We start from the raw sequence: 20,373 nt of genomic DNA, 5'->3' as shown, positions 1-20,373 counted from the left end.
TAAGAGCGGCCCATGTTACGGATCGAAGACATCAACTATGCCGTCGAAGGCCGCCCGCTTTTTGACGGGGCAAGCGCAACCATTCCAGATGGTCACAAGGTTGGGCTTGTGGGTCGCAATGGCACGGGCAAAACCACTCTTTTTCGCCTAATCAGGGGAGAACTTGCGCTGGAATCCGGCAATATCGTGCTGCCGAAACGCGCTCGCATTGGTGGCGTGGCGCAAGAGGTCCCCTCGTCCGATGTCTCGCTGATCAACACCGTACTGGCCGCCGATACCGAACGCAGCGCGCTGATGGCCGAGGCCGACAATGCCACGGACCCCGCCCGCATTGCCGAGATTCAAACCCGTCTGACCGATATCGACGCATGGTCAGCCGAGGCGCGAGCAGCCTCGATCCTCAAGGGGCTGGGGTTTGACGACGCGGACCAACAACGCCCCTGCTCGGATTTCTCGGGCGGATGGCGAATGCGTGTGGCTCTGGCGGCCGTACTGTTCTCGCAACCCGACCTGTTGCTCTTGGACGAACCGACAAACTATTTGGACCTCGAAGGTGCCTTGTGGCTGGAAAGCTACCTGTCCAAATACCCGCACACCGTGATCATCATCAGCCACGATCGTGGGCTGCTGAACCGCGCTGTCGGCTCGATCCTGCATCTGGAGGACCGCAAGCTGACGTACTACGCGGTGCCTTACGACAAATTCGCCGAACGCCGCGCCGAGCGTCTGGCACAGGCCGAGTCCGAAAACACCAAGGCCAAGGCGCGCATCGCTCATCTGCAAAGTTTCGTAGATCGCTTTCGGTATAAGGCATCAAAGGCTGTGCAGGCGCAGTCGCGCTTGAAAATGATCGAGCGCATCCAACTCGTCTCGACCCCGCAAGAGGCTGCCCTGCGCGCATTTTCCTTCCCCGAGCCCGAGGAGCTTTCGCCGCCGATCATCCAGATCGAAGGTGGCGTGACCGGATACGGCGAAACCGAGGTTCTGCGCCGCCTGAACCTGCGCATCGATCAGGACGACCGGATCGCGCTGCTGGGCAAGAACGGTCAGGGAAAATCGACGCTGTCCAAGCTGTTATCTGACCGCCTGCCCCTGATGGCCGGAAAAATGACCCGCAGCAACAAGCTGCGTATCGGATATTTCGCGCAGCATCAGGTCGATGAGTTGTATGTTGACGAAACCCCCTTGGACCACCTGCGCCGCCTGCGGCCGGACGAAGCTCCGGGTAAATGGCGGTCAAGATTGGCTGGGTTCGGACTGAATGCGGATCAGGCCGAAACTCGGGTTGGTCGTCTTTCTGGGGGTCAAAAGGCGCGGCTGTCGCTGTTGATCGCAACGATTGACGCCCCGCATATGTTGATCCTCGACGAGCCGACCAACCATCTGGATATTGAAAGCCGGGAAGCACTGGTCGAAGCCCTGACCGCTTATTCAGGCGCAGTGGTTCTGGTCAGCCACGACATGCACCTGCTGTCGCTGGTTGCGGACCGGCTTTGGCTGGTGTCTGACGGCACGGTCAAACCCTTTGACGGCGACCTTGAGGCATACCGCGCCTTGCTGCTGGCCCGCGACAAGCCCGTAAAGACCAAGCCCCAGATCGCTAAACCCAAGCGCCCTTCGCGCGAGGCGATGCTGGCCCTGCGTGCGGATCTGCGAAAGTGCGAGGACAGGATCGAGAAACTTACGGATATGCACGAAAAGCTCTCGGCCAAGCTTGCGGACCCGTTGCTGTACGAAGACGACAGGATCAACGATCTGGAAACATGGAACCGCAAATTCGCCGAGGTGGTCGAGGCGATGCAAAAGGCCGAAGCCCTCTGGGTCGCTGCGGCGGAACGTCTTGAAGAAGCCGAAGCGCCATGAAGAAGCCTGTTGTCGAGACACAGGCCATGATTTCAGGCATGCGCCCGCAGCTTCTGGCCGGAGAATACGCTTTTGTCACCTGGCCTGATGGGGCAGAATGGCCCAACGGCACGAGGGCAAGCTGCGCCGAAGCTGAGGGGCTGTCCCTTATCGTACCGCGCGATGCAGCGCCCAAAGGCGCGGTTGCAATGCGGTGTATTACGTTGCAGGTCCATTCATCGCTGGAAGGCGTCGGGCTGACGGCGGCTGTGTCCGGCGCTTTGGCTCGGCACAATATCCCGGCGAACATGGTTGCGGGTTACCATCACGATCACGTTTACGTTCCAAGCGCTCTGGCCGACAAAGCTGTGGCCATATTGATGGATCTGCAACAAGGTAGTGGGGAATGATCGACCTCGCCTTTTTCATAACTGCTTTCACCACCATGTTCGTTGTGATCGACCCGTTCGGCACGACGCCCATTTTCGTCGCTCTGACACAAGACATGGAGACTGCAGCGCGGCGCAAAACCGCGATCCGCAGTTGCCTGACAGCGGTGTGCATCCTGATCGCCTTTGCAGCCTTTGGAGAGGCGGTGCTTGGCTTTGTGGGCATTTCGATGGCCGCGTTCCGGGTGGCCGGAGGCGCATTGCTGTTCCTGACCGCACTGGACATGCTGTTTGAACGGCGCACGAAACGGCGCGAAGACCGGGCCGAAGAAGAAGAACACCCTGACCCGTCCGTCTTTCCTTTGGCCATCCCGCTGATTGCCGGGCCGGGTTCGATAGCAACGATCATCCTGCTTGCAGGTCAGAACCCCGGCATTCAGGGGATCGCCGCCGCCTGTGCGGTGATGCTGGCGGTCATGGCCGTGGTGTTCATATTCTTCCTGTCAGGGGGAATGATTGCGCGTCTGCTTGGCAAAACGGGTTTGAACGTGCTGACCCGCCTGCTTGGGATGCTGTTGGCGGCGCTGTCGGTTCAATTCATCTTGGACGGCCTCAAGGACTTTGGATTCGCGTCGTAAACCCCCATATACGTGCAAGAGTTTAGTGTTGAGGTTTCGGTATGGATGGCGACAGCATTGCGCGTCTTGCTTATTTGGGGCTGCTTGGGGCGGCTGTCGTTGCCTGGTTTTTGTCTCAGAACCGGCAAACCCTGAATAAAACGCTGCAACAGGCGATGGCCTGGGTGTTCATCTTTATCGGCGTGATTGCCGTGGTTGGCCTATGGGAAGACATTCGCACAACCACCGGCCCTGCCCCTCAGATGACCGTGACAGGCGAGACGATCGAGGTTCCGCGCGCCTATGATGGTCACTACTATCTGCCCGTCTTGGTGAACGGAGAGCCGATCACCTTCCTTGTCGATACCGGTGCCAGTCAGATTGTCCTGAGCGCTCAGGACGCCACCCGCGTAGGCATTGATCCCGATCAGTTGAACTATTTCGGTCGCGCGGCCACCGCGAACGGAGAAGTCCGGACGGCACCCGTTCGGCTTGAGACCTTCACGGTGGGTCCAATCACCGATCAGAACGTCTCGGCCTGGATCAATGAGGGCGAGCTGCACAAATCCCTTCTGGGGATGGATTACCTGCACAGGTTCTCGAACATCCAGTTTGCAGACGGTCGGATGATTTTGTCCCGCTGAGGGCATTTCCGAATTGAGAACAAAGTGAGAACATGCTAGATTGAAAGCATGTCTACCCATCTTCTTGGCCGCAAACCCGCACGTGAAGCGCCGGGCATAAATCTTGATCCGCAGATCGCCCTGCAACTGGGTCGCGTGCACGAAGCCTGCGGCCCCGCCCGGCGCAGCTTTGCCATGTGGCTGGCGGGTCAGGCGCAGGGACCGGTGCTGTGGATTTCCCCTGCGTGGGAGCCGGGTCAGTTGAACCCCGACGGGATGATGCCCTTTGCGGATCCGGCCCGGTTCATCTTTGTCCACCCCACCCGTGCCGAAGACGTGCTGTGGTGCCTTGAAGAAGCGCTGCGCAGTGGGGCCATTCCGCTGGTGATCGGAGATTTGCCCGGTGCCCCCGGCCTGACACCCGTGCGCCGGATGCATCTGGCCGCCGAACAGGGCGGCGCGATGGGGCGGGCTCCGCTGGGGTTGCTGCTAACCCCCGGCGATGGCGGCGCACAGGGGGTCGAGACGCGCTGGCACATGGCGGCCGATCATCAGGGCGAGGCCCGCCGCTGGACCCTGACCCGCCGCCGCGCCCGCGCCCTGCCCCCGGTCAGTTGGCAAGCCACTCAGACCAAACCGCGTGCGGGGCTGAACCTGCGCCGGGTGAAAACCGAAGACGCCCGCGTGTGACACTGGCAGAAGATCACGCAAGATGTGACTAGCCAAAACCAAACCCGCGCCCTAGCGTGCCGGAATGAGCCATCCGATCCACGACAGCCGCTATTCCTGGCTTCGCCTTTTGATCACGCTCGCCATTGCGATGGTGGCGAATGTGGGCATGTGGGCCGTGATCGTGGTGATGCCCGCAATCGAGGCGCAGTTCGACGCAGGCCGCGCCGAAGCATCGTTTCCGTATGTCCTGTCCATGATCGGCTTTGCGCTGGGCAATATGTGGCTGGGCCAACTGGTGGATCGGCTGGGTGTGACCAAGGCGCTGATCGGGGCCGCGGTACTGAGCGCCATCAGCTACCTGCTTGCAACATGGGCGCCGAACATGGTGCTGCTGTCCGCCGCTCATCTGCTTCTGGGGCTGGGAACCTCGATCGGGTTTGGGCCGCTGATCGCCGATATCTCGCACTGGTTCATGAAGCGGCGCGGTATCGCTGTGGCGCTGGTGGCCAGCGGGAACTATTTGTCGGGCGCAATCTGGCCTACCCTGCTGTCCGGTATTCTGGCGCGTGAGGGGTGGCAGCAGGTCTATCTGACGCTGGCGATCATCACGTTGGTCGTCGTGATCCCCTTGTCCCTGCTGCTGCGCCGTCAGGTCCCGGTCGAGGCCCACCAGACCGCAGCCGCAAACGCGCAGATCAACGCGCACAGTGTCGGCATATCCCCCCGAGCACTGCAATACATTCTGGGTCTCGCCGGGATCGGCTGTTGCGTGGCGATGTCGATGCCGCAGGTTCATATCGTCTCGTACTGCGTCGGGCTAGGCTATGGCCCGGCGGTCGGGGCCGAGATGCTTTCACTGATGCTGCTTGGCGGAGTGGTCAGCCGGGTTATCTCGGGGATGGTCGCGGATAAGCTGGGCGGTCTGTACACATTGCTGATCGGGTCGGTCCTACAGTGCGTCGCCCTGTTCTTGTTCCTTCCATATGACGGGATGGTTTCCCTGTATGTCATCAGCCTCATGTTCGGGCTGGCGCAGGGTGGGATCGTGCCCAGCTATGCTTTGGTCGTGCGCGAATACATGCCTCCGCAAGAGGCCGGTGCGCGGGTTGGCTTTGTCATGATGATGACCATCATGGGTATGGCTTTGGGCGGATGGATGTCTGGGTGGATTTATGATTTCACCGGAAACTACCAACTGGCATTTATTAATGGCATCCTCTGGAACGGCCTGAACATCGCCATCCTGCTGATGCTGTTGAAACGGTCGCGTCCGCGCAGACAAGAGCTGCCTGCATGACCTTTCTGTCGCGGCGCACTGTATTGGCCGGGCTTGCCTTTTTACCGTTAGCCCGTCCCGCCTTGGCCGCGTTGCAACTTTACGAACTGGTGCAAGACGGGACATCCGTTGAATTTACGTTTGCGCTTTCCGGCATCACCCAATCCGGCACGATGCCGATCCAAAGCGCTGATATTCAGATCGACCTTGGCAACTTGCCAAACAGCCGCGTTTCCGTTGTGCTGAGTGTTGCCGACGCTCGCACAAATATCCCCTTCGCCCGCAAACCGATGCTGAGCGAAAGCGTACTGGATGCAGCGACTTTCCCGACCATTCAATTCAAGTCGACAAATATCCTACTGGGTGAAGGAGGTCGTATCTCTCGCGGAGCCAAGATAGTCGGAGACCTGACCGTTCGGGACATCACCCGCCCCATCGCGCTGCAGGCGAACCTGTTTCGGGAACGCGGCAGCGCCACCGACAGCCTTGATGACCTCTCGATCCGCCTGACCGGAGCATTAAACAGGCACGACTTCGGCGCGTCCGGCTATGCTGATCTTGTGCAGGACACTGTCGGGCTGGACATCCAAGCCCGTATTAAACGCACCGGATAGACGAAAAACGACGCCACAAAGTCGATAAGCTGCGCGCGTCCCGCTCTGGATGCGCCAATCTGAGGCCATTATGCGCACCGTCATTTCTTTTGCCGCCCTGTTCCTCTCGGTCATACTGCTGCAGCTTTCGACCGGCGGCGTTGGCCCTTTGGATGCCATCTCTGGCCTCACGCTTGAGTTCACGACCGAGCAGATCGGTCTTTTGGGCTCGGCACATTTTATCGGGTTCTTTGTCGGCTGCTGGTGGGCACCGCGCCTTATGGGAAGCGTCGGTCACTCGCGCGCTTTTGCTGTCTGCACCGCTTTGGGTGCAATGGGCCTTCTGGGACATACTTTGACCGAAAACCCATATGTCTGGGCCGTGCTTCGTATCGCGTCAGGCACTTGTGTCGCCGGGTGCTATACCGTGATCGAGGCTTGGCTGAACGCCAAGGTGACCAACGAGACGCGCGGGCGTGCCATGGGCACGTACCGGATCGCGGATATGGGCGCGTCCTTGTGTGCGCAGTTGATCATCGCCGTTCTGCCGCCTGCGTCCTATGTCTCGTACAATCTACTGGCTATTCTGTGCTGCGCGTCCCTGTTGCCTTTGGCCCTGACCCGGGCAAGCCAGCCGAAAACCCCCGACGCGCCGCGGTTGCGCCCCAAGCTTGCGTGGCACAGCTCACCATTGGCCGTGGCAGGCGTGATTGTGGCCGCGCTAAGCTCGGCATCGTTTCGGATGGTTGGTCCGATTTACGGGCAAGAGGTTGGTTTGGACGTTGATCAGATCGCTTTCTTCCTTGCGTCCTTTGTCTTGGGCGGAGCGCTGGCGCAGTACCCTCTGGGCTGGCTGGCCGACAAATATGACCGCCGCTGGGTGTTGATCTGGCTATCGGTCGCCGCCGTTCTAAGCTGCGGCGTGACCATGGCCGCAAGCGGTGCCGGGACGTTGGGCGTGATGTTGGCCGCGGGACTGTTTGGCCTGACGACCTTTCCCATCTTTTCGGTCTCGTCCGCCCACGCCAATGACTTTGCCACAACGGAACAGAGGGTCGAGCTATCCGCCGCGTTGATGTTCTGGTACGCACTCGGAGCCATTGCCTCGCCATTCATTTCGTCCACCTTGATCCAGCAGTTCGGGCCGGGCGCCCTGTTCGCATTTGTGGCGGTTGGTCATGTCGGGTTGATCGTCTTCGGCCTTGCCCGGATGCAGTCGCGTCCAACACCCGAGGAGCGCACGAATTACGTCTATGCGCCGCGCACTTCTTTCACAATCGGGCGGCTGCTGAAGAAGTCGCGGGAAGAACACAAGTCCTAGCCCTGATCGCCGGATTTTCGCATCCAAACCGGCAAGTAAGCAAAAGCCGGGGTTTTGCTGGCCGGTCACATCATGTAGACGGGCGCGCAGTTAGATACGTGGAAGCACAAAATGGCTCGGATTCTCATCACCTCGGCGATCCCTTACATCAATGGGATCAAGCACCTCGGCAACCTGATCGGCTCGCAACTGCCTGCTGATCTGTACGCACGCTATCAGCGTGGCCGGGGGAACGAGGTTATGTTCCTGTGCGCCACCGACGAACACGGCACCCCGGCAGAGCTGGCCGCAGCCAAAGCAGGTCAGCCCGTGGCCGAATATTGCGCCCAGATGCACGGTGTTCAGGCCGATATCGCGCAGCGCTTTGGGCTGAGCTTTGATCACTTTGGCCGTTCATCCAGCGATCAGAACAAGCACCTGACCCAGCATTTTGCTGGTAAGCTGGACGATGCGGGTTTGATCCGTGAGGTCAGCGAAAAGCAGGTCTACTCTAATGCCGATGGCCGCTTCCTGCCCGACCGTTATATCGAGGGCACCTGCCCCAATTGCGGCTATGACCGCGCGCGCGGAGATCAGTGCGAGAACTGCACCAAGCAGTTGGACCCGACCGATCTGATCGAGCCGCGCAGCGCCATCAGCGGCTCGACCGATCTTGAGGTACGTGAGACCAAGCACCTGTATCTGCGCCAGTCCGCCATGAAGGATCAGTTGGATGCATGGATCGACAGCAAGACCGACTGGCCGATCCTGACCACCTCGATTGCGAAGAAATGGCTGCATGACGGAGACGGTCTGCAAGATCGCGGCATCACCCGCGATCTGGACTGGGGTGTTCCGGTCAAGAAAGGCGATCAGGACTGGCCGGGGATGGAAGGCAAGGTCTTCTATGTCTGGTTCGACGCGCCAATCGAATATATCGCCTGCGCCAAGGAATGGGCCGATGCCAGCGGCAAACCGGATGCCGAGTGGGAACGCTGGTGGCGCACCGACAAGGGCGCGGACGATGTGCGTTACGTGCAGTTCATGGGCAAGGATAACGTGCCCTTCCACACCCTGTCCTTCCCCGCCACCATTCTGGGATCGGGCGAGCCGTGGAAGATGGTCGATCATCTGAAATCCTTCAACTACCTGAACTATGACGGCGGCCAGTTCTCGACCTCACAGGGGCGTGGCGTGTTCATGGATCAGGCGCTGGAAATCCTGCCCGCCGATTTCTGGCGCTGGTGGTTGCTGAGCCATGCGCCCGAAAGCAGCGACAGCGAATTCACCTGGGAGAATTTCCAGCAATCGGTGAACAAGGACTTGGCCGACGTGCTGGGCAACTTTGTCAGCCGGATCACCAAGTTCTGCCGCTCGAAATTCGGTGAGGCAGTGCCCGAAGGCGGCACTTTTGGTGAGCGGGAACAAGAGCTTATCGCGGAACTCACCCGCCGCGTTCGCGCCTATGAAGGGTTCATGGAGGCGATGGAGGTCCGCAAATCCGCGCAGGAACTCCGCGCGATCTGGGTTGCGGGCAATGAATATCTGCAATCGGCGGCCCCTTGGTCCACCTTCAAGGAAGACCCCGAACAGGCCGCAGCACAAGTGCGTCTGGGTCTGAACCTGATCCGGCTTTATGCGGTGCTGAGCGCGCCGTTCATCCCCGAAACCTCGGCCAAAATGCTCAGCGCGATGAACACGCTGGATACAAGCTGGCCGGATGACGTGGCCGCAGCGCTGGATGCACTGCCAGCGGGTCACGAGTTCTCGGTCCCGGATGTGCTGTTCGCCAAAATCACGGATGAGCAACGCGAAGACTGGCAAACACGTTTCGCCGGAACGCGCGACTAAGTCTATTGCTCCAACCGATTAAACACTCAAAGGAGGCGTTTTCGCCTCCTTTTTGATTCCACCCTACACTCCGAATCCACAAACGGCCCTCGCGTTGGCTGATGTCAGCCTGTGTCTGCTCGTAAACCTGCGCTTTGTCGTAAGAAATTCCGATGACAATCCCGATCAAGGCACGTCAACACGCTTGAGAAATGAACTCAAACCCGCCATCCTGATCGAAAGTTCACACGACTCGAATGGCCACTGCAGTCCGAGTTGCGTTCAGTTTTAATTCATGAGGCAATTGCCATGTCCCTTGCATCGACGTTTTTGAAGTTTCGTCAATTCGGATCGACACCCAAGTTCTTTCGACACGCCGCCGTTTTGACTGTTATCGGACTGGCAAACCCTGCGTATGCTCAGGACCAAAGCGATGCGCCGCCGCCCAAGGTGTCGATCGCAGCAGCTTACACTCAGGAAATTACAGCCGAATCCGTTTTCATCGGACGGGCCGAAGCACTTGATCGGGCGGACATTGTGGCCCGTGTCAGCGGATTTCTGGACAGCCAAACCGTCGAGGATGGCGCGTTGGTGAACCGGGGTGACCTGCTGTTCACGATCGAACCCGACCTGTATCAAGCCACGCTTGAGGCACGCAACGCCGACCTCGACCGCGCCGAGGCCAATCTGGAACTGGCCAAGGTCGAACTCGCCCGGAAAGAAGAGCTGTACAAGCGCGATGCCACCCCGGAATCGGAACGGGACATCGCCCGCGCGAACGAGCTGGTAGCTCAAGCCGAGGTAAAAGCTGCCCAAGCAGCGATCCAGCAAGCTCAACTGGATTTGAGCTATACAGAAATTCACGCACCTTTCACGGGTCGTATAGGTCGGGTGGCAACCAGCGTCGGCGATGTTGTCGGGCCGAATAATCCCCCCTTGGTCAACATCGTCAGCGAGGCTCCGATCTACGTCAATTTCTCTTTGAACGAAAAGCAGTTCACAACGGTTCTGGAAGCTGTCGGAGAAAGTGCCGCATCGCTGGCTGAAAGCAACAAAAGCCCCGTCGTGAAGGTAATACTACCGAACGGGTCAGAGCTGGCCGAAACCGGGGAAATCGTTTTCGTCGACAACCGGATCGACCCCCTAACCGGGGCAATTACCGTGCGCGCAGAGTTTCCGAACACCGACCGACTGATCGTTGACGGCGCATTCCTGAGTGTTCAGATCGAAGCCTTTGAACCCACTCTCGAAGTTCTGATACCGCAGGCAGCCTTGCAGCGCGATCAGCGTGGTGAGTTTGTTTTGGTGGTCAATGATCAGCAGATGGTTGAACAACGCTATATTACCACGGGCCAGTCCGAGGGATCTGCGATCATCGTCAAGGATGGTCTGCGCGAGGGCGAAAGCGTCATTGTCGAGGGTCTACAGCGGGTCAGGCCGGGCGTGGCGGTGGACGCGGTCGTCGCGTCCGAGCAGCCGGGAGAATAACGGATGTTCTCAGCCCTGTTCATCAGCCGGCCAAAGCTGGCACTTGTTATTTCGCTTGTCCTGACCATCATGGGGACTATCGGCTACATGGTTCTACCTGTAGCGCAGTTCCCCGACATCACGCCCCCTGTGGTGAGCGTGACGACCACCTACACTGGTGCAAACGCCGAAACGGTGGAAAATACCGTTGCCGCACCGATCGAAGCGCAGGTGAACGGTGTGGACGACATGATTTACATGACGTCTACGTCCTCGGACAACGGATCTTATTCTCTTAACATTACCTTTGAGGTCGGCACCGACCCGGATATCGCCTCGGTCAACGTGCAGAACCGTGTCGCGCAAGCGATGTCGTCACTGCCGTCCGAAGTGACTTCGTCTGGCGTTGTCACGCAAAAGGCGTCGACCAACATGCTGTTGCTGGTGACACTGACCTCGCCCAACGGAACCTATGACAGCGTTTTCCTGTCAAACTATGCCTCGATCAACCTGAAAGACGCGCTGGCGCGTGTGCAGGGCGTGGGCAAGGCCGATGTTCTAACCAATCTGGAATACGCCATGCGGATCTGGATGGACCCGGACAAGATGGCCGCTCTGTCCATCACCCCCGGCGACGTGATCACTGCCATTCGGGAACAGAACGTCGAGGTGTCCGCAGGCTCAATCGGCGCGCCTCCGGTGCCCGAAGGCCAGACCTTCCAGTACACCATCAAGACCAAGGGGCGTCTGACCTCGGCTGATGAGTTTGGCGACATCGTCATCCGAACAGGCGAAGCCGGCTCGATCGTTCGGGTAAAGGACATCGCGCGCGTTGAATTGGGGGCTCAGTACTATGCGGCCTCTGGTTATTTTGAAAGCGTACCAGCGACTGTCATCGGTATTTATCAGGCACCCGGTGCCAACGCTCTGGCAGTATCGGAACGGGTACAGACCGAGCTTGATCGCCTGTCGCGCGCTTTCCCGACCGATGTGGAATACCAAGTGCCGTTCAACACGACGGATTTTGTCCAACAATCGCTGAACGATGTGGTCTCGACCCTGATCTTGACCTTTATCCTCGTGATCTCGGTTGTGTTCGTTTTTCTTGGCAGTTGGCGGGCGACCATCATTCCGGCCGTCGCGATTCCGGTTTCACTTATCGGGACATTTGCGTTTCTGCTGGCCTTTGGAATGTCGCTGAACACAATCTCACTGTTCGCGTTGGTGTTGGCAATCGGGATCGTGGTGGATGACGCCATCGTGGTCGTGGAAAACGTCGAGAGGATCATCGCGGAGGAAGGCTTACCCCCAGCCGAGGCGACTCGTAAGGCAATGGGGCAAATCACAGGTCCGGTCATTGCAACCACGCTTGTTCTGCTGGCCGTGTTCGTTCCGGTCACCTTCATGCCCGGAATTTCAGGACGCCTGTATTCGCAGTTTGCCGTGACCATCTCGACCGCCGTGGTGATCTCGTCAATCAACGCCCTGACACTGTCGCCTGCTTTGTGCGGACTGGTTCTTCGGGAACGCTCTGGCCCACCCAAGGGGGTGCTGGCCGTGTTTGAAAAGTTCATCGGGTCGGTTCGTAACGGCTATGTCGCGATTGTCCGAAAGCTGCTGATTTTGCCAATCGTCGCGCTTGGGATCGTCGTGGCTTTGGCCATGGGAACCGGAACGATTATGACCAACACCTCAAGCGGTTTCATTCCCCTTGAGGACAACGGCTATCTGTTTGTCGACATCCAGTTGCCCGATGCCGCGACGTTGGAGCGCACAGAAACGGTTTCCAGTCGTGTAGACGAGCAAATTCAACAAATCCCCGGCGTTGCAAGCACGGTTCTGATCAACGGCTTTTCGCTGTTGAACGGCACAATCACCAACGGAGCCGCGATCTTTGTCAACCTCGACAACTGGGATGAACGACAGGAAGACGATCTGAGCGCTGATGCAATTCTGGCCAAGGTTCTGGCGATTGCAAATGGGGAATCCGCAGCTTCGATCGTGGCCTTCAACCCGCCGCCGATTCAAGGCTTGGGCATGTCGGCCGGTGTCGAGATGGAAGTTCAGCAGACTGGCGGCGGCTCACCGCAGGACCTTGCCTCGGCAGTGGGGTCTTTCGTGTACTCGGCTAACCAGAGGCCCGAGATCGGGCAATCCTACACGACGTTCCGCGCAAACGTGCCGCAACTTTTCGTCGATCTGGACCGCGAAAAAGCCAAGACCCTGCAAGTGTCCGTGGCCGAAGTATTCCAGACCATGCAAGCTCAACTCGGTTCGTACTACGTGAACGACTTTAACCTGTTTGGCCGTGTTTATCGGGTGATGATCCAAGCCGAGGGTAGCTATCGCGACAATGTCGAGGACATTTCAAACCTCTATGTTCGCTCGACAAAAGGCGAAATGGTGCCCCTTGGAACACTGGTCGATGTCGAAAACGTGTTGGGTCCTGTCCTTCTCAAACGTCACAACCTTTTCAGGTCTGCGACCGTCACGGCGGTTCCCGCTGCGGGGCTATCGACGGGCGACGCGATCACCGTAATGACGGAAGAATCGGCAAACGCCCTGCCCCCAGGTTATTCGTTTGAATGGACGGGGACTGCGCAACAGCAGCTTGCGTCCGGCGGACTGGTCATCGTAATCCTCGGACTGGCGATCCTGTTCGGCTATCTGTTCCTCGTTGGTCAGTATGAAAGCTGGACCCTGCCCGTTTCCATCCTGCTATCCGTCATCGTCGCCTTGTTCGGCGCGGTTGCGGCTGTGGCCATCGTTGGTAGTGACATCAACCTGTATACTCAGATCGGGATGATCATGCTCGTGGGGCTTGCGTCGAAAAACGGCATCCTGATTGTCGAATTTGCGATGGAGCAAAGGGCAAACGGGCTACCGATCAAGGACGCTGCCGCCGAAGCTGCGTTTCAACGTTTCCGAGCCGTAATGATGACGGCCCTGTCCTTCCTTCTGGGCGTTGTGCCCCTGCTGGCGGCAAACGGTGCGGGCGCGGCCAGCCAGAAGGCCATCGGCGTTGCTGTCTTCGGCGGGATGCTGGCGGCCACACTGGTCGGAGTGATCGTCGTTCCAGTGCTATACGCCCTGATGCAAGGACTGCGTGAGTGGATGAAGGGCACCAAGAACGATCCGGGATCGCCCGAGAATGCAACCTGATCAGAACTAGTCCAAAATAGAAAAAGCCCCGCTACCTGCTGGCGGGGCTTTTTGTTTTCTGTCGCCTCACGCGGCTATGGCGCTCTGATTTTCCATCCATTTCTGAATGCGGTGCACCTGATCTTCAGTCAGCCGAAGACCCAGTTTATTGCGCCGCCACACGACGTCTTCTGCGGTCCGCGCGTATTCTTTGGTCACAAGCCATTCCAGTTCACGCTCGGTCAATGTCGCGCCGAAATTTTCGCCTAAGTCTTTTTCGGACTGCGCATCGGCCAGAATAGTCCGCGCCTCTGTCCCGTAAGCGCGCGCAAGACGTCCCGCCCAAGCCCGGTCCAAGAATGTGTAGTCGGCTTCGAGACCGGCAATCAGGCTTGGAACGCCATCAACAGGAAAATCGCCTCCGGGCAATGCGACGCCTGCTGTCCACGGCCCCGGCAAATTCGGGAAATGCTCGGCCACTTTTTCCAGCGCGCTTTCAGCGAGCCTCCGGTACGTCGTGATCTTTCCACCAAACACATTCAGGATCGGTGCCCCGCCCTGTGCATCCACCTTCAACGTATAGTCCCGCGTCGCGGCGGTCGCGCTCGTGGCACCGTCGTCATAGAGAGGCCGGACGCCGGAATACGTCCAGACAATGTCATCGCGCGATAAGGGCTGCTTGAAATATTTCGACGCGAAAGCGCAAAGGTATTCCTGTTCTGCCTCGGTACAAATTGGCGGCTCTGAGGGGTCCGGGTGATCTTGGTCGGTCGTACCGATCAACGTGAAATCGCGTTCATAGGGAATGGCGAAAATGATGCGGCCATCCTGTCCCTGAAAGAAATAGCATTTGTCGTGGTCAAACAGCTTTCGGGTCACAATATGGCTTCCCCGCACAAGCCGAACGCCTTCACGCGAGTTCACTCGTATCTTGGTCTGAATAATATCGCCAACCCACGGTCCACCAGCGTTTATCAGCATCCTTGCCTTTACCAAACGTGACTCACTGCTGTTTTCATCGCGGATTGTGACATGCCACAGGTCGTCCACTCGTTCAGCCGACATCACCTTGGTTCGCACCATGATCTGGGCACCGCGCGACTCGGCATCCCGAGCGTTTAGAACGACAAGCCGCGAGTCCTCGATCCAGCAATCCGAATACTCGTATGCCGTTTGGAACTTTTCCTGCAAAGGCCCACCCTCTGGAGAACTGCGCAGGTCCAAAGACGACGTGCCCGGAAGAATTTTCCGGCCGCCAAGGTGGTCGTACATGAAAAGACCCAGCCGGATCAGCCAAGCGGGCCGGCGGCCACGCATCCACGGCATCACTGTGCTCAGCAACCGGGACGTCGGCGTGTCTGAATCGAACCGCATGTCTTCGTGGTATGGCAGAACAAACCGCATCGGCCAGCTAATATGGGGCATGGCTCGCAAAAGGGTTTCGCGTTCGACCAGCGCCTCGCGGACCAGTCTGAACTCAAAATATTCGAGGTATCGCAATCCACCGTGAAACAGCTTGGTCGAAGCCGACGAAGTGGCCGATGCCAAATCGTTCATTTCGGCCAGCGTTACGGTCAGCCCGCGCCCGGCTGCATCCCTGGCAATGCCACACCCGTTTATGCCGCCCCCGATGATGAAAAGATCGCATACCTGTTCGTCTTGCCGTTCCATTTTCGGTCGATTCCCCACACTGGCACATTCGGCGCCATTAACCCGGCACACACTCGGTTCGTCAATGTGATTCTTCGTTTATGTTCGTTTTGCACAAATCAGGCATTTATTTTTCGGCTAAATATCGAATACTGAAACCTAATTCTTGCATTTTGACAGAAAGAGAACAAAAACGAACACTCTTACTTAGCAGGAGACGCCCGTGTCACTTTCTTTCCGCCAGTCGGACATTCTGAAGATCGCCAAACAGAACGGGCGCGTCATGGTCGAGGAGCTGGCCGAAACCTTTGATGTAACCGTCCAGACAATTCGCCGAGACCTGTCAGAGCTTGCGGATATGGGAAAGTTGGACCGCGTGCATGGCGGAGCTGTGCTGCGATCCGGTGTCTCGAACATTGGCTATGAAGACCGCCGCGCACTGAACGCAGACACCAAAGCCCGCATCGCGCAAGCCTGCGCCGATGACATCCCGGATGGCGCGTCACTTTTTATGAACATCGGAACCTCGACCGAGGCGGTCGCGCGTCAGTTGCTGAACCACAAAGACCTGATGGTCGTGACGAACAATATGAATGTTGCAAACATCCTAGTCGAAAACACGGATTGCGAGATCGTTGTTGCCGGAGGAGTCTTGCGCCGTTCAGATGGTGGCTTGATCGGAAACCTGACAATTTCGACGATCGAGCAGTTCAAGTTCGACTACGCGGTCATCGGATGTTCTGCGCTGGATGCTGAAGGCGACTTGCTGGATTTTGACTTTCAGGAAGTTCGGGTAAGTCAGACAATCATCGCTCAGGCTCGTCAGACCTTGCTGGTCTCGGACCATTCTAAATTTCAGCGGACCGCCCCGGCGCGAATTGCGTCTCTGTCCGATGTCGATGCCTTCTACACCGAATTACCACTCTCCGATGATCTGACGCAGAAGTGCAACGAGTGGGACACGCGGCTTTGTTTGGCCCCCTAAGACCCGTCGTTTTCGCATTTAGCGCGCATTCCCAAACGCGGTTCTTGTCAGACGCGATTTAGCCTGACAATATCACAACATATTGCAATCGTTGCACGGGAGGGAGGCTCCGGGCCATGATCGCGCTTTTATTCGCGTTACTTACAGCCACAATGGGGCTGAATTATTTTCGACTGACCACCGCAGCCAACGTGCTGTTTTTTATAACTCTGGCCCTGAGCGTTTACTGGTTCAAGTTTCACGCCACCAGCCAATTGACGATTCAACTCTAGGGGACTGCGATGACACCTGATCTGTCCCGGAACCTGAACGCCCTTGGCACACTGGCTGTCAGTCTGGTTTTGCTTCTGGCCTATATCTATCAGCTGACCCTCTACGAACTGCCCTGCCCCCTTTGCTTGCTGCAACGCGTTGGCTTTGTCGCCGTTGGGGTTGGGCTGGGTTTGAACCTTTTATACGGTGCGCGGCCCAGACATTACGCCCTGATGCTGATCGCCGCCCTCTTTGGTATCAGCGTTTCAGTGCGGCAAATCCTGCTGCATATCGTGCCGGGCACGGGGCACTATGGCTCACCCGTACTGGGTTATCACTACTACACGTGGGCGGCGATCTGCTTTTTCCTGATCCTGCTGGGAACCGCCATCATGCTGATGTTCGAGAGGCAGTACGCTGACGACACATCCGATCAGCCTCGGTTCGGCGGCAGCGCACTGGCGAAGGTCGCGTTCTTCATAGTGCTGGGTTTGGCCGCCTTGAACGCAGTCTCGACCCTGCTGGAATGCGGCCCCGGCATCTGCGCCGACCCGCCGACGGACTACAAACTGATTGACGAACTGGGGACCAACGACTGAGGATGGGTCAACCGTCCCTCAAGGAGGCACGAGCATGGGACTATTGGGGCAGCCGCTTGGCTACTATGACTACCTGACATTTCTTGCGCTGATATTGCTGCTTGCTGCGGTTATGGGGCTGTTCCTGTTCCTGATGGGGTTGCCGGGCCGTATTGCGATCAAACGCAACCATCCACATGCCGAGGCGGTCAAGATCATGGGCTGGATGGGATTCCTTGCGATCGTGCCTTGGGTCCACGCGTTTATCTGGGCCTTCCACGATGGGACAACCGTGGATATCCGCCGTATGCCAGACGATGAACGGGACGCCGTGCGCAAAGAAATCAAGCGGTTGGGTGGAACACTAACAGACGAATATCGCGACCCGCTTGACCCAGACGAGACACAGAAGAGCTAAGCCAAAGGAACTGAAACACCATGTTTGTCGCCCTCGGCATTACGCTTTTCTACATCATTTTCGTCTGGTTCATTTTCTTCAAAATGCAGTGGCTGCGGTTCAACATCGCTTGGGGCATCGTGTCCTTTTGGGTAGGCGCACACCTGCTGCTGATTTTCCTCGTCGCCTTGCGGTTTTTTCAGCCGTTTTCGATCGACAGCCATGTTGTCCGCTCGACCATCCAGATCGTACCCCGCCTGACCGAGCCGACGATCCTGACGGAGGTTTTGGTCGAACCCAACACCCAGGTCAAAAAAGGAGACCCGCTCTACCGGTTCGACGACACCGTTTTTTCGCTGGAGGTTGAGGAAGCCAACGCGCAACTGGTTGCCGCGCAGCAGAACGCCAAGATCCTTGAACAAGACGTTATCGTCGCCGCCGAAGCCGTCGAACGCACAAACGCTAAGCTGGCCTATTCACTGACGCAGCAGGTGCGATACGAAAACCTCGTCCCTGCAGGCGGCGCGCGCCAGGATGAGTTGGATCGCTGGAATGAACAGGTCACCGAAGATCAGGCCTCGATCAAGGAAGCCGAGGCAAACCTTGAGAAAGCGGAACTGGCGCTGAATTCTCAGATCGACGGGGTGAATACGGGCATCCTGCAAGCCCGGGCACAGTTGGAAAAAGCCGAGTATTTCCTTAACAATACAACGATCTACGCACCTGAGGACGGCATGATCGTGTCGCAACAGGCGCGCCCCGGCCTTGTTGTCGGCGATATTCGTCTGGGCGCGATTGCCAGCTTTGTGACCAAGGATAACCCTTATATTCTTGCGACCTATCGGCAGCAGAACCTCAAGTTTGTCGAGGTCGGTCAGGATGTCGAGGTCGCGCTGGACCTGTATCCCGGCGAAATCCTCACCGGCAAGGTCGAGGCGATCTGGTGGGCCACGCGCCAAGGTCAGTACCTGCCCTCCGGCCGCCTGCCCGGTTTTGAGCTGCCCAAATTGCCGGGCCGCATTGCGGTGCAAGTCTCGGTTGATCTTCCTGACGGCCACACTTTCCCCGCCGGTGGGCACGCGGCGGTGGCGATTTACACAGGCCAAGGCAAGAGCTTTGAGTTCCTGCGGCGTATCAATATCCGTCTTTATTCCTTCGCCAACTTCATCCGACCACTGGACATCTGAGGACGCGCAGCATGAACCGGACCAAATTCCGCAGCAAGATAATCGGTACAGCGCTGAGCGCCGTATTGCTTGCGGCATGCGCACCCGTCGGTCCCGATTTCGTGCGGCCAAATTCGCCGGTCGTGAAGCAATGGATCGAGGTGAACAGCCCAAGCGCCGGTTCAAGTGGCTTGACGTCACGCAGTGCGCCCGTGGTGCGTTGGTGGGAGACATTCAACGACCCCACCCTGAACAAACTGATTGCAGAAGCCTATGCCCAGAACCTTGACCTGCAAGTGGCGGGAGCTCGCGTTTTGCAGGCCCGCGCGCAGTTGGGCATCGCGTTTGGCGAACTCTATCCGCAATCGCAGGCCATCGGAGGGTCCATCGAGCGCCGCCAGATCAGCGAAAACCTTGGGCCGATCTCGGACATCAACCGGATTATCCCTTTGGACACCGAATTTTCGACCTCGCAAGTCGGCTTTGACGCACAATGGGAGCTGGATGTCTGGGGCGCACAGCGACGGGGCGTTCAAGCGGCCCGCTCGAACCTCGCGCTGCAGGTCGCGAATTATGACGACGCGTTGGTCACCTTGACCGGCGATGTGGCCGCGCTGTACGTCAATATCCGTGCGCTGCAGGAATCTTTAGCCGTGGCGCGCGAGAACATACAGTTGCAGCAGGAGAGCGCGGACCTTACCGAACTCCGGTTCAAAAACGGCGTCACGACTGAGCTGGATGTACAGGAGTCCCAAGCGCTATTGAACAACACCAAGGCTTTGGTCCCTGCAATCGAAAGCGATCTGCAGCAGGCCAAGAATGCGCTGGCCGTTTTGCTGGGCGCGACCCCGTCAAGGATGGCCGGTTTGCTGGGGAATTCAGGACGTATCCCCACAGCGCGTTCCAACGTGTCCGTTGGCGTTCCGGCAGAGCTGCTGCGGCGTCGCCCGGATGTGCGTGCGGCTGAACTGGCGGCGGCCACGCAATCGGCGCAGGTCGGGATCGCGCTGGCAGACCTTTACCCGCAGTTCATCCTGTCGGGTTCTATCGGAGTGCAGGCTTCGGGCGGTCGCGATCTGTTTTCGGCGGCCAGCACCACGGGACTTGCCAATGCCGGAGTGGTCTGGAACGTCCTGAACTATGGCCGGATCAAGAACAACGTCCGCGCGCAGGACGCGGCCTATCAAGCCCTTATCGCAAATTACCAGAACACTGTCCTGACGGCCTATTCCGAAGTTGAAAGCGCGATGGTCGCGTACACTCAATCCCGCAAACAGGTCGGGTTTTATGAAAACAGCGTCGCTGCCTCACGCAAAGCGGCCGAGATCGCGGTGGATCAATACCGCGATGGGGCCGCCAGCTACTCTCGCATCTTAAACACTCAAACGGCGCTGCTGCGGTCGCAGGCGAATTTGATCGAGGCACGGCAACAAGTGTCGAACAACCTTGTTTCAGTCTACAAGGGTCTGGGCGGAGGCTGGCAAATTCGTCAAAATCAAGAATTCCTGCCCGAGACTGTCCTGGCAGAGATGGCATACCGCACAGATTGGGGTGACCTGCTGCAAGAAACGCCGACTGGGGTCAGCCTGAACTGA

General features: G+C 58.2%; 18 protein-coding genes. 17 read left to right on the top strand and 1 reads right to left on the bottom strand.

Annotation, left to right across the window (positions count from 1 at the left end; all coding sequences use genetic code 11):
* Positions 1-12 precede the first annotated feature (12 nt).
* The 11 genes from ACR0KS_RS04520 to ACR0KS_RS04470 all read left to right on the top strand — a co-directional run bounded on the left by ACR0KS_RS04520 (position 13) and on the right by ACR0KS_RS04470 (position 13,771).
* Positions 13-1,863, top strand: a complete 1,851-nt coding sequence (locus ACR0KS_RS04520) for an ABC-F family ATP-binding cassette domain-containing protein (RefSeq protein ID WP_170563049.1) — start codon at positions 13-15, stop codon at positions 1,861-1,863.
* Complete coding sequence (locus tag ACR0KS_RS04515; protein ID WP_170563046.1) at positions 1,860-2,252, top strand: ACT domain-containing protein; 393 nt, start codon at positions 1,860-1,862, stop codon at positions 2,250-2,252. Before ACR0KS_RS04520 ends, ACR0KS_RS04515 begins: the two co-directional genes overlap by 4 nt.
* On the top strand, positions 2,249-2,869 hold the full coding sequence (locus ACR0KS_RS04510) for a MarC family protein (RefSeq protein ID WP_170416984.1): 621 nt from the start codon (positions 2,249-2,251) through the stop codon (positions 2,867-2,869). The genes ACR0KS_RS04515 and ACR0KS_RS04510 overlap by 4 nt, the downstream gene beginning before the upstream one ends.
* A 41-nt stretch (positions 2,870-2,910) precedes the next feature.
* Entirely contained in the window at positions 2,911-3,492 is a 582-nt protein-coding gene (locus tag ACR0KS_RS04505; protein ID WP_170416982.1) for a TIGR02281 family clan AA aspartic protease, read from the top strand.
* Between the two features lie 48 nt (positions 3,493-3,540).
* Positions 3,541-4,161, top strand: coding sequence for a hypothetical protein (locus tag ACR0KS_RS04500; RefSeq protein ID WP_170482339.1), 621 nt, complete (start codon positions 3,541-3,543; stop codon positions 4,159-4,161).
* A gap of 64 nt (positions 4,162-4,225) precedes the next feature.
* A complete protein-coding gene (locus ACR0KS_RS04495) occupies positions 4,226-5,440 on the top strand; it encodes an MFS transporter (RefSeq protein WP_170563043.1) in 1,215 nt (404 codons plus the stop codon).
* On the top strand, positions 5,437-6,033 hold the full coding sequence (locus ACR0KS_RS04490; RefSeq protein WP_170563040.1) for a YceI family protein: 597 nt from the start codon (positions 5,437-5,439) through the stop codon (positions 6,031-6,033). The genes ACR0KS_RS04495 and ACR0KS_RS04490 overlap by 4 nt, the downstream gene beginning before the upstream one ends.
* Positions 6,034-6,103: 70 nt before the next feature.
* Positions 6,104-7,333 carry an MFS transporter gene (locus tag ACR0KS_RS04485; protein ID WP_170563037.1) on the top strand — a complete coding sequence of 410 codons (1,230 nt, stop codon included), beginning with the start codon at positions 6,104-6,106 and terminating at the stop codon, positions 7,331-7,333.
* Between the two features lie 111 nt (positions 7,334-7,444).
* The gene (gene metG / locus ACR0KS_RS04480; protein ID WP_170482352.1) at positions 7,445-9,163 is read left to right on the top strand and encodes a methionine--tRNA ligase; all 1,719 of its coding nucleotides are present in this window, start codon (positions 7,445-7,447) and stop codon (positions 9,161-9,163) included.
* A 288-nt stretch (positions 9,164-9,451) separates the two neighbouring features.
* Positions 9,452-10,630, top strand: coding sequence for an efflux RND transporter periplasmic adaptor subunit (locus ACR0KS_RS04475; RefSeq protein WP_170482355.1), 1,179 nt, complete (start codon positions 9,452-9,454; stop codon positions 10,628-10,630).
* 3 nt (positions 10,631-10,633) lie between these two features.
* Positions 10,634-13,771, top strand: coding sequence for an efflux RND transporter permease subunit (locus tag ACR0KS_RS04470; RefSeq protein WP_170416970.1), 3,138 nt, complete (start codon positions 10,634-10,636; stop codon positions 13,769-13,771).
* A gap of 66 nt (positions 13,772-13,837) precedes the next feature.
* Here the strand turns inward: ACR0KS_RS04470 and glpD are convergent, their stop codons facing one another.
* Entirely contained in the window at positions 13,838-15,421 is a 1,584-nt protein-coding gene (glpD, locus tag ACR0KS_RS04465) for a glycerol-3-phosphate dehydrogenase (RefSeq protein ID WP_170563034.1), read from the bottom strand.
* A gap of 202 nt (positions 15,422-15,623) precedes the next feature.
* On the opposite strand from glpD, the gene ACR0KS_RS04460 reads away from it, so the two are divergent.
* From ACR0KS_RS04460 to ACR0KS_RS04435, 6 genes are all read left to right on the top strand, one after another.
* Entirely contained in the window at positions 15,624-16,385 is a 762-nt protein-coding gene (locus tag ACR0KS_RS04460; RefSeq protein WP_170563030.1) for a DeoR/GlpR family DNA-binding transcription regulator, read from the top strand.
* 116 nt (positions 16,386-16,501) lie between these two features.
* Positions 16,502-16,657 carry a DUF5993 family protein gene (locus ACR0KS_RS04455; protein WP_480693130.1) on the top strand — a complete coding sequence of 52 codons (156 nt, stop codon included), beginning with the start codon at positions 16,502-16,504 and terminating at the stop codon, positions 16,655-16,657.
* 9 nt (positions 16,658-16,666) lie between these two features.
* Positions 16,667-17,236 (top strand): disulfide bond formation protein B, encoded by a 570-nt coding sequence (locus tag ACR0KS_RS04450; RefSeq protein WP_170563027.1) that lies wholly within the window; start codon positions 16,667-16,669, stop codon positions 17,234-17,236.
* 34 nt (positions 17,237-17,270) lie between these two features.
* Positions 17,271-17,633: a DUF3302 domain-containing protein gene (locus ACR0KS_RS04445; protein ID WP_170383924.1), complete on the top strand. Its 363-nt coding sequence runs from the start codon at positions 17,271-17,273 to the stop codon at positions 17,631-17,633.
* A gap of 20 nt (positions 17,634-17,653) precedes the next feature.
* Entirely contained in the window at positions 17,654-18,799 is a 1,146-nt protein-coding gene (locus ACR0KS_RS04440; protein WP_170563024.1) for an HlyD family secretion protein, read from the top strand.
* An 11-nt stretch (positions 18,800-18,810) separates the two neighbouring features.
* Complete coding sequence (locus ACR0KS_RS04435; RefSeq protein ID WP_170563022.1) at positions 18,811-20,373, top strand: efflux transporter outer membrane subunit; 1,563 nt, start codon at positions 18,811-18,813, stop codon at positions 20,371-20,373.

This window comes from Ruegeria sp. BC7, from assembly GCF_056539165.1.
Note: the sequence above shows the minus strand (reverse complement) of the source record. Positions and strands in the feature narration are given on the sequence as shown.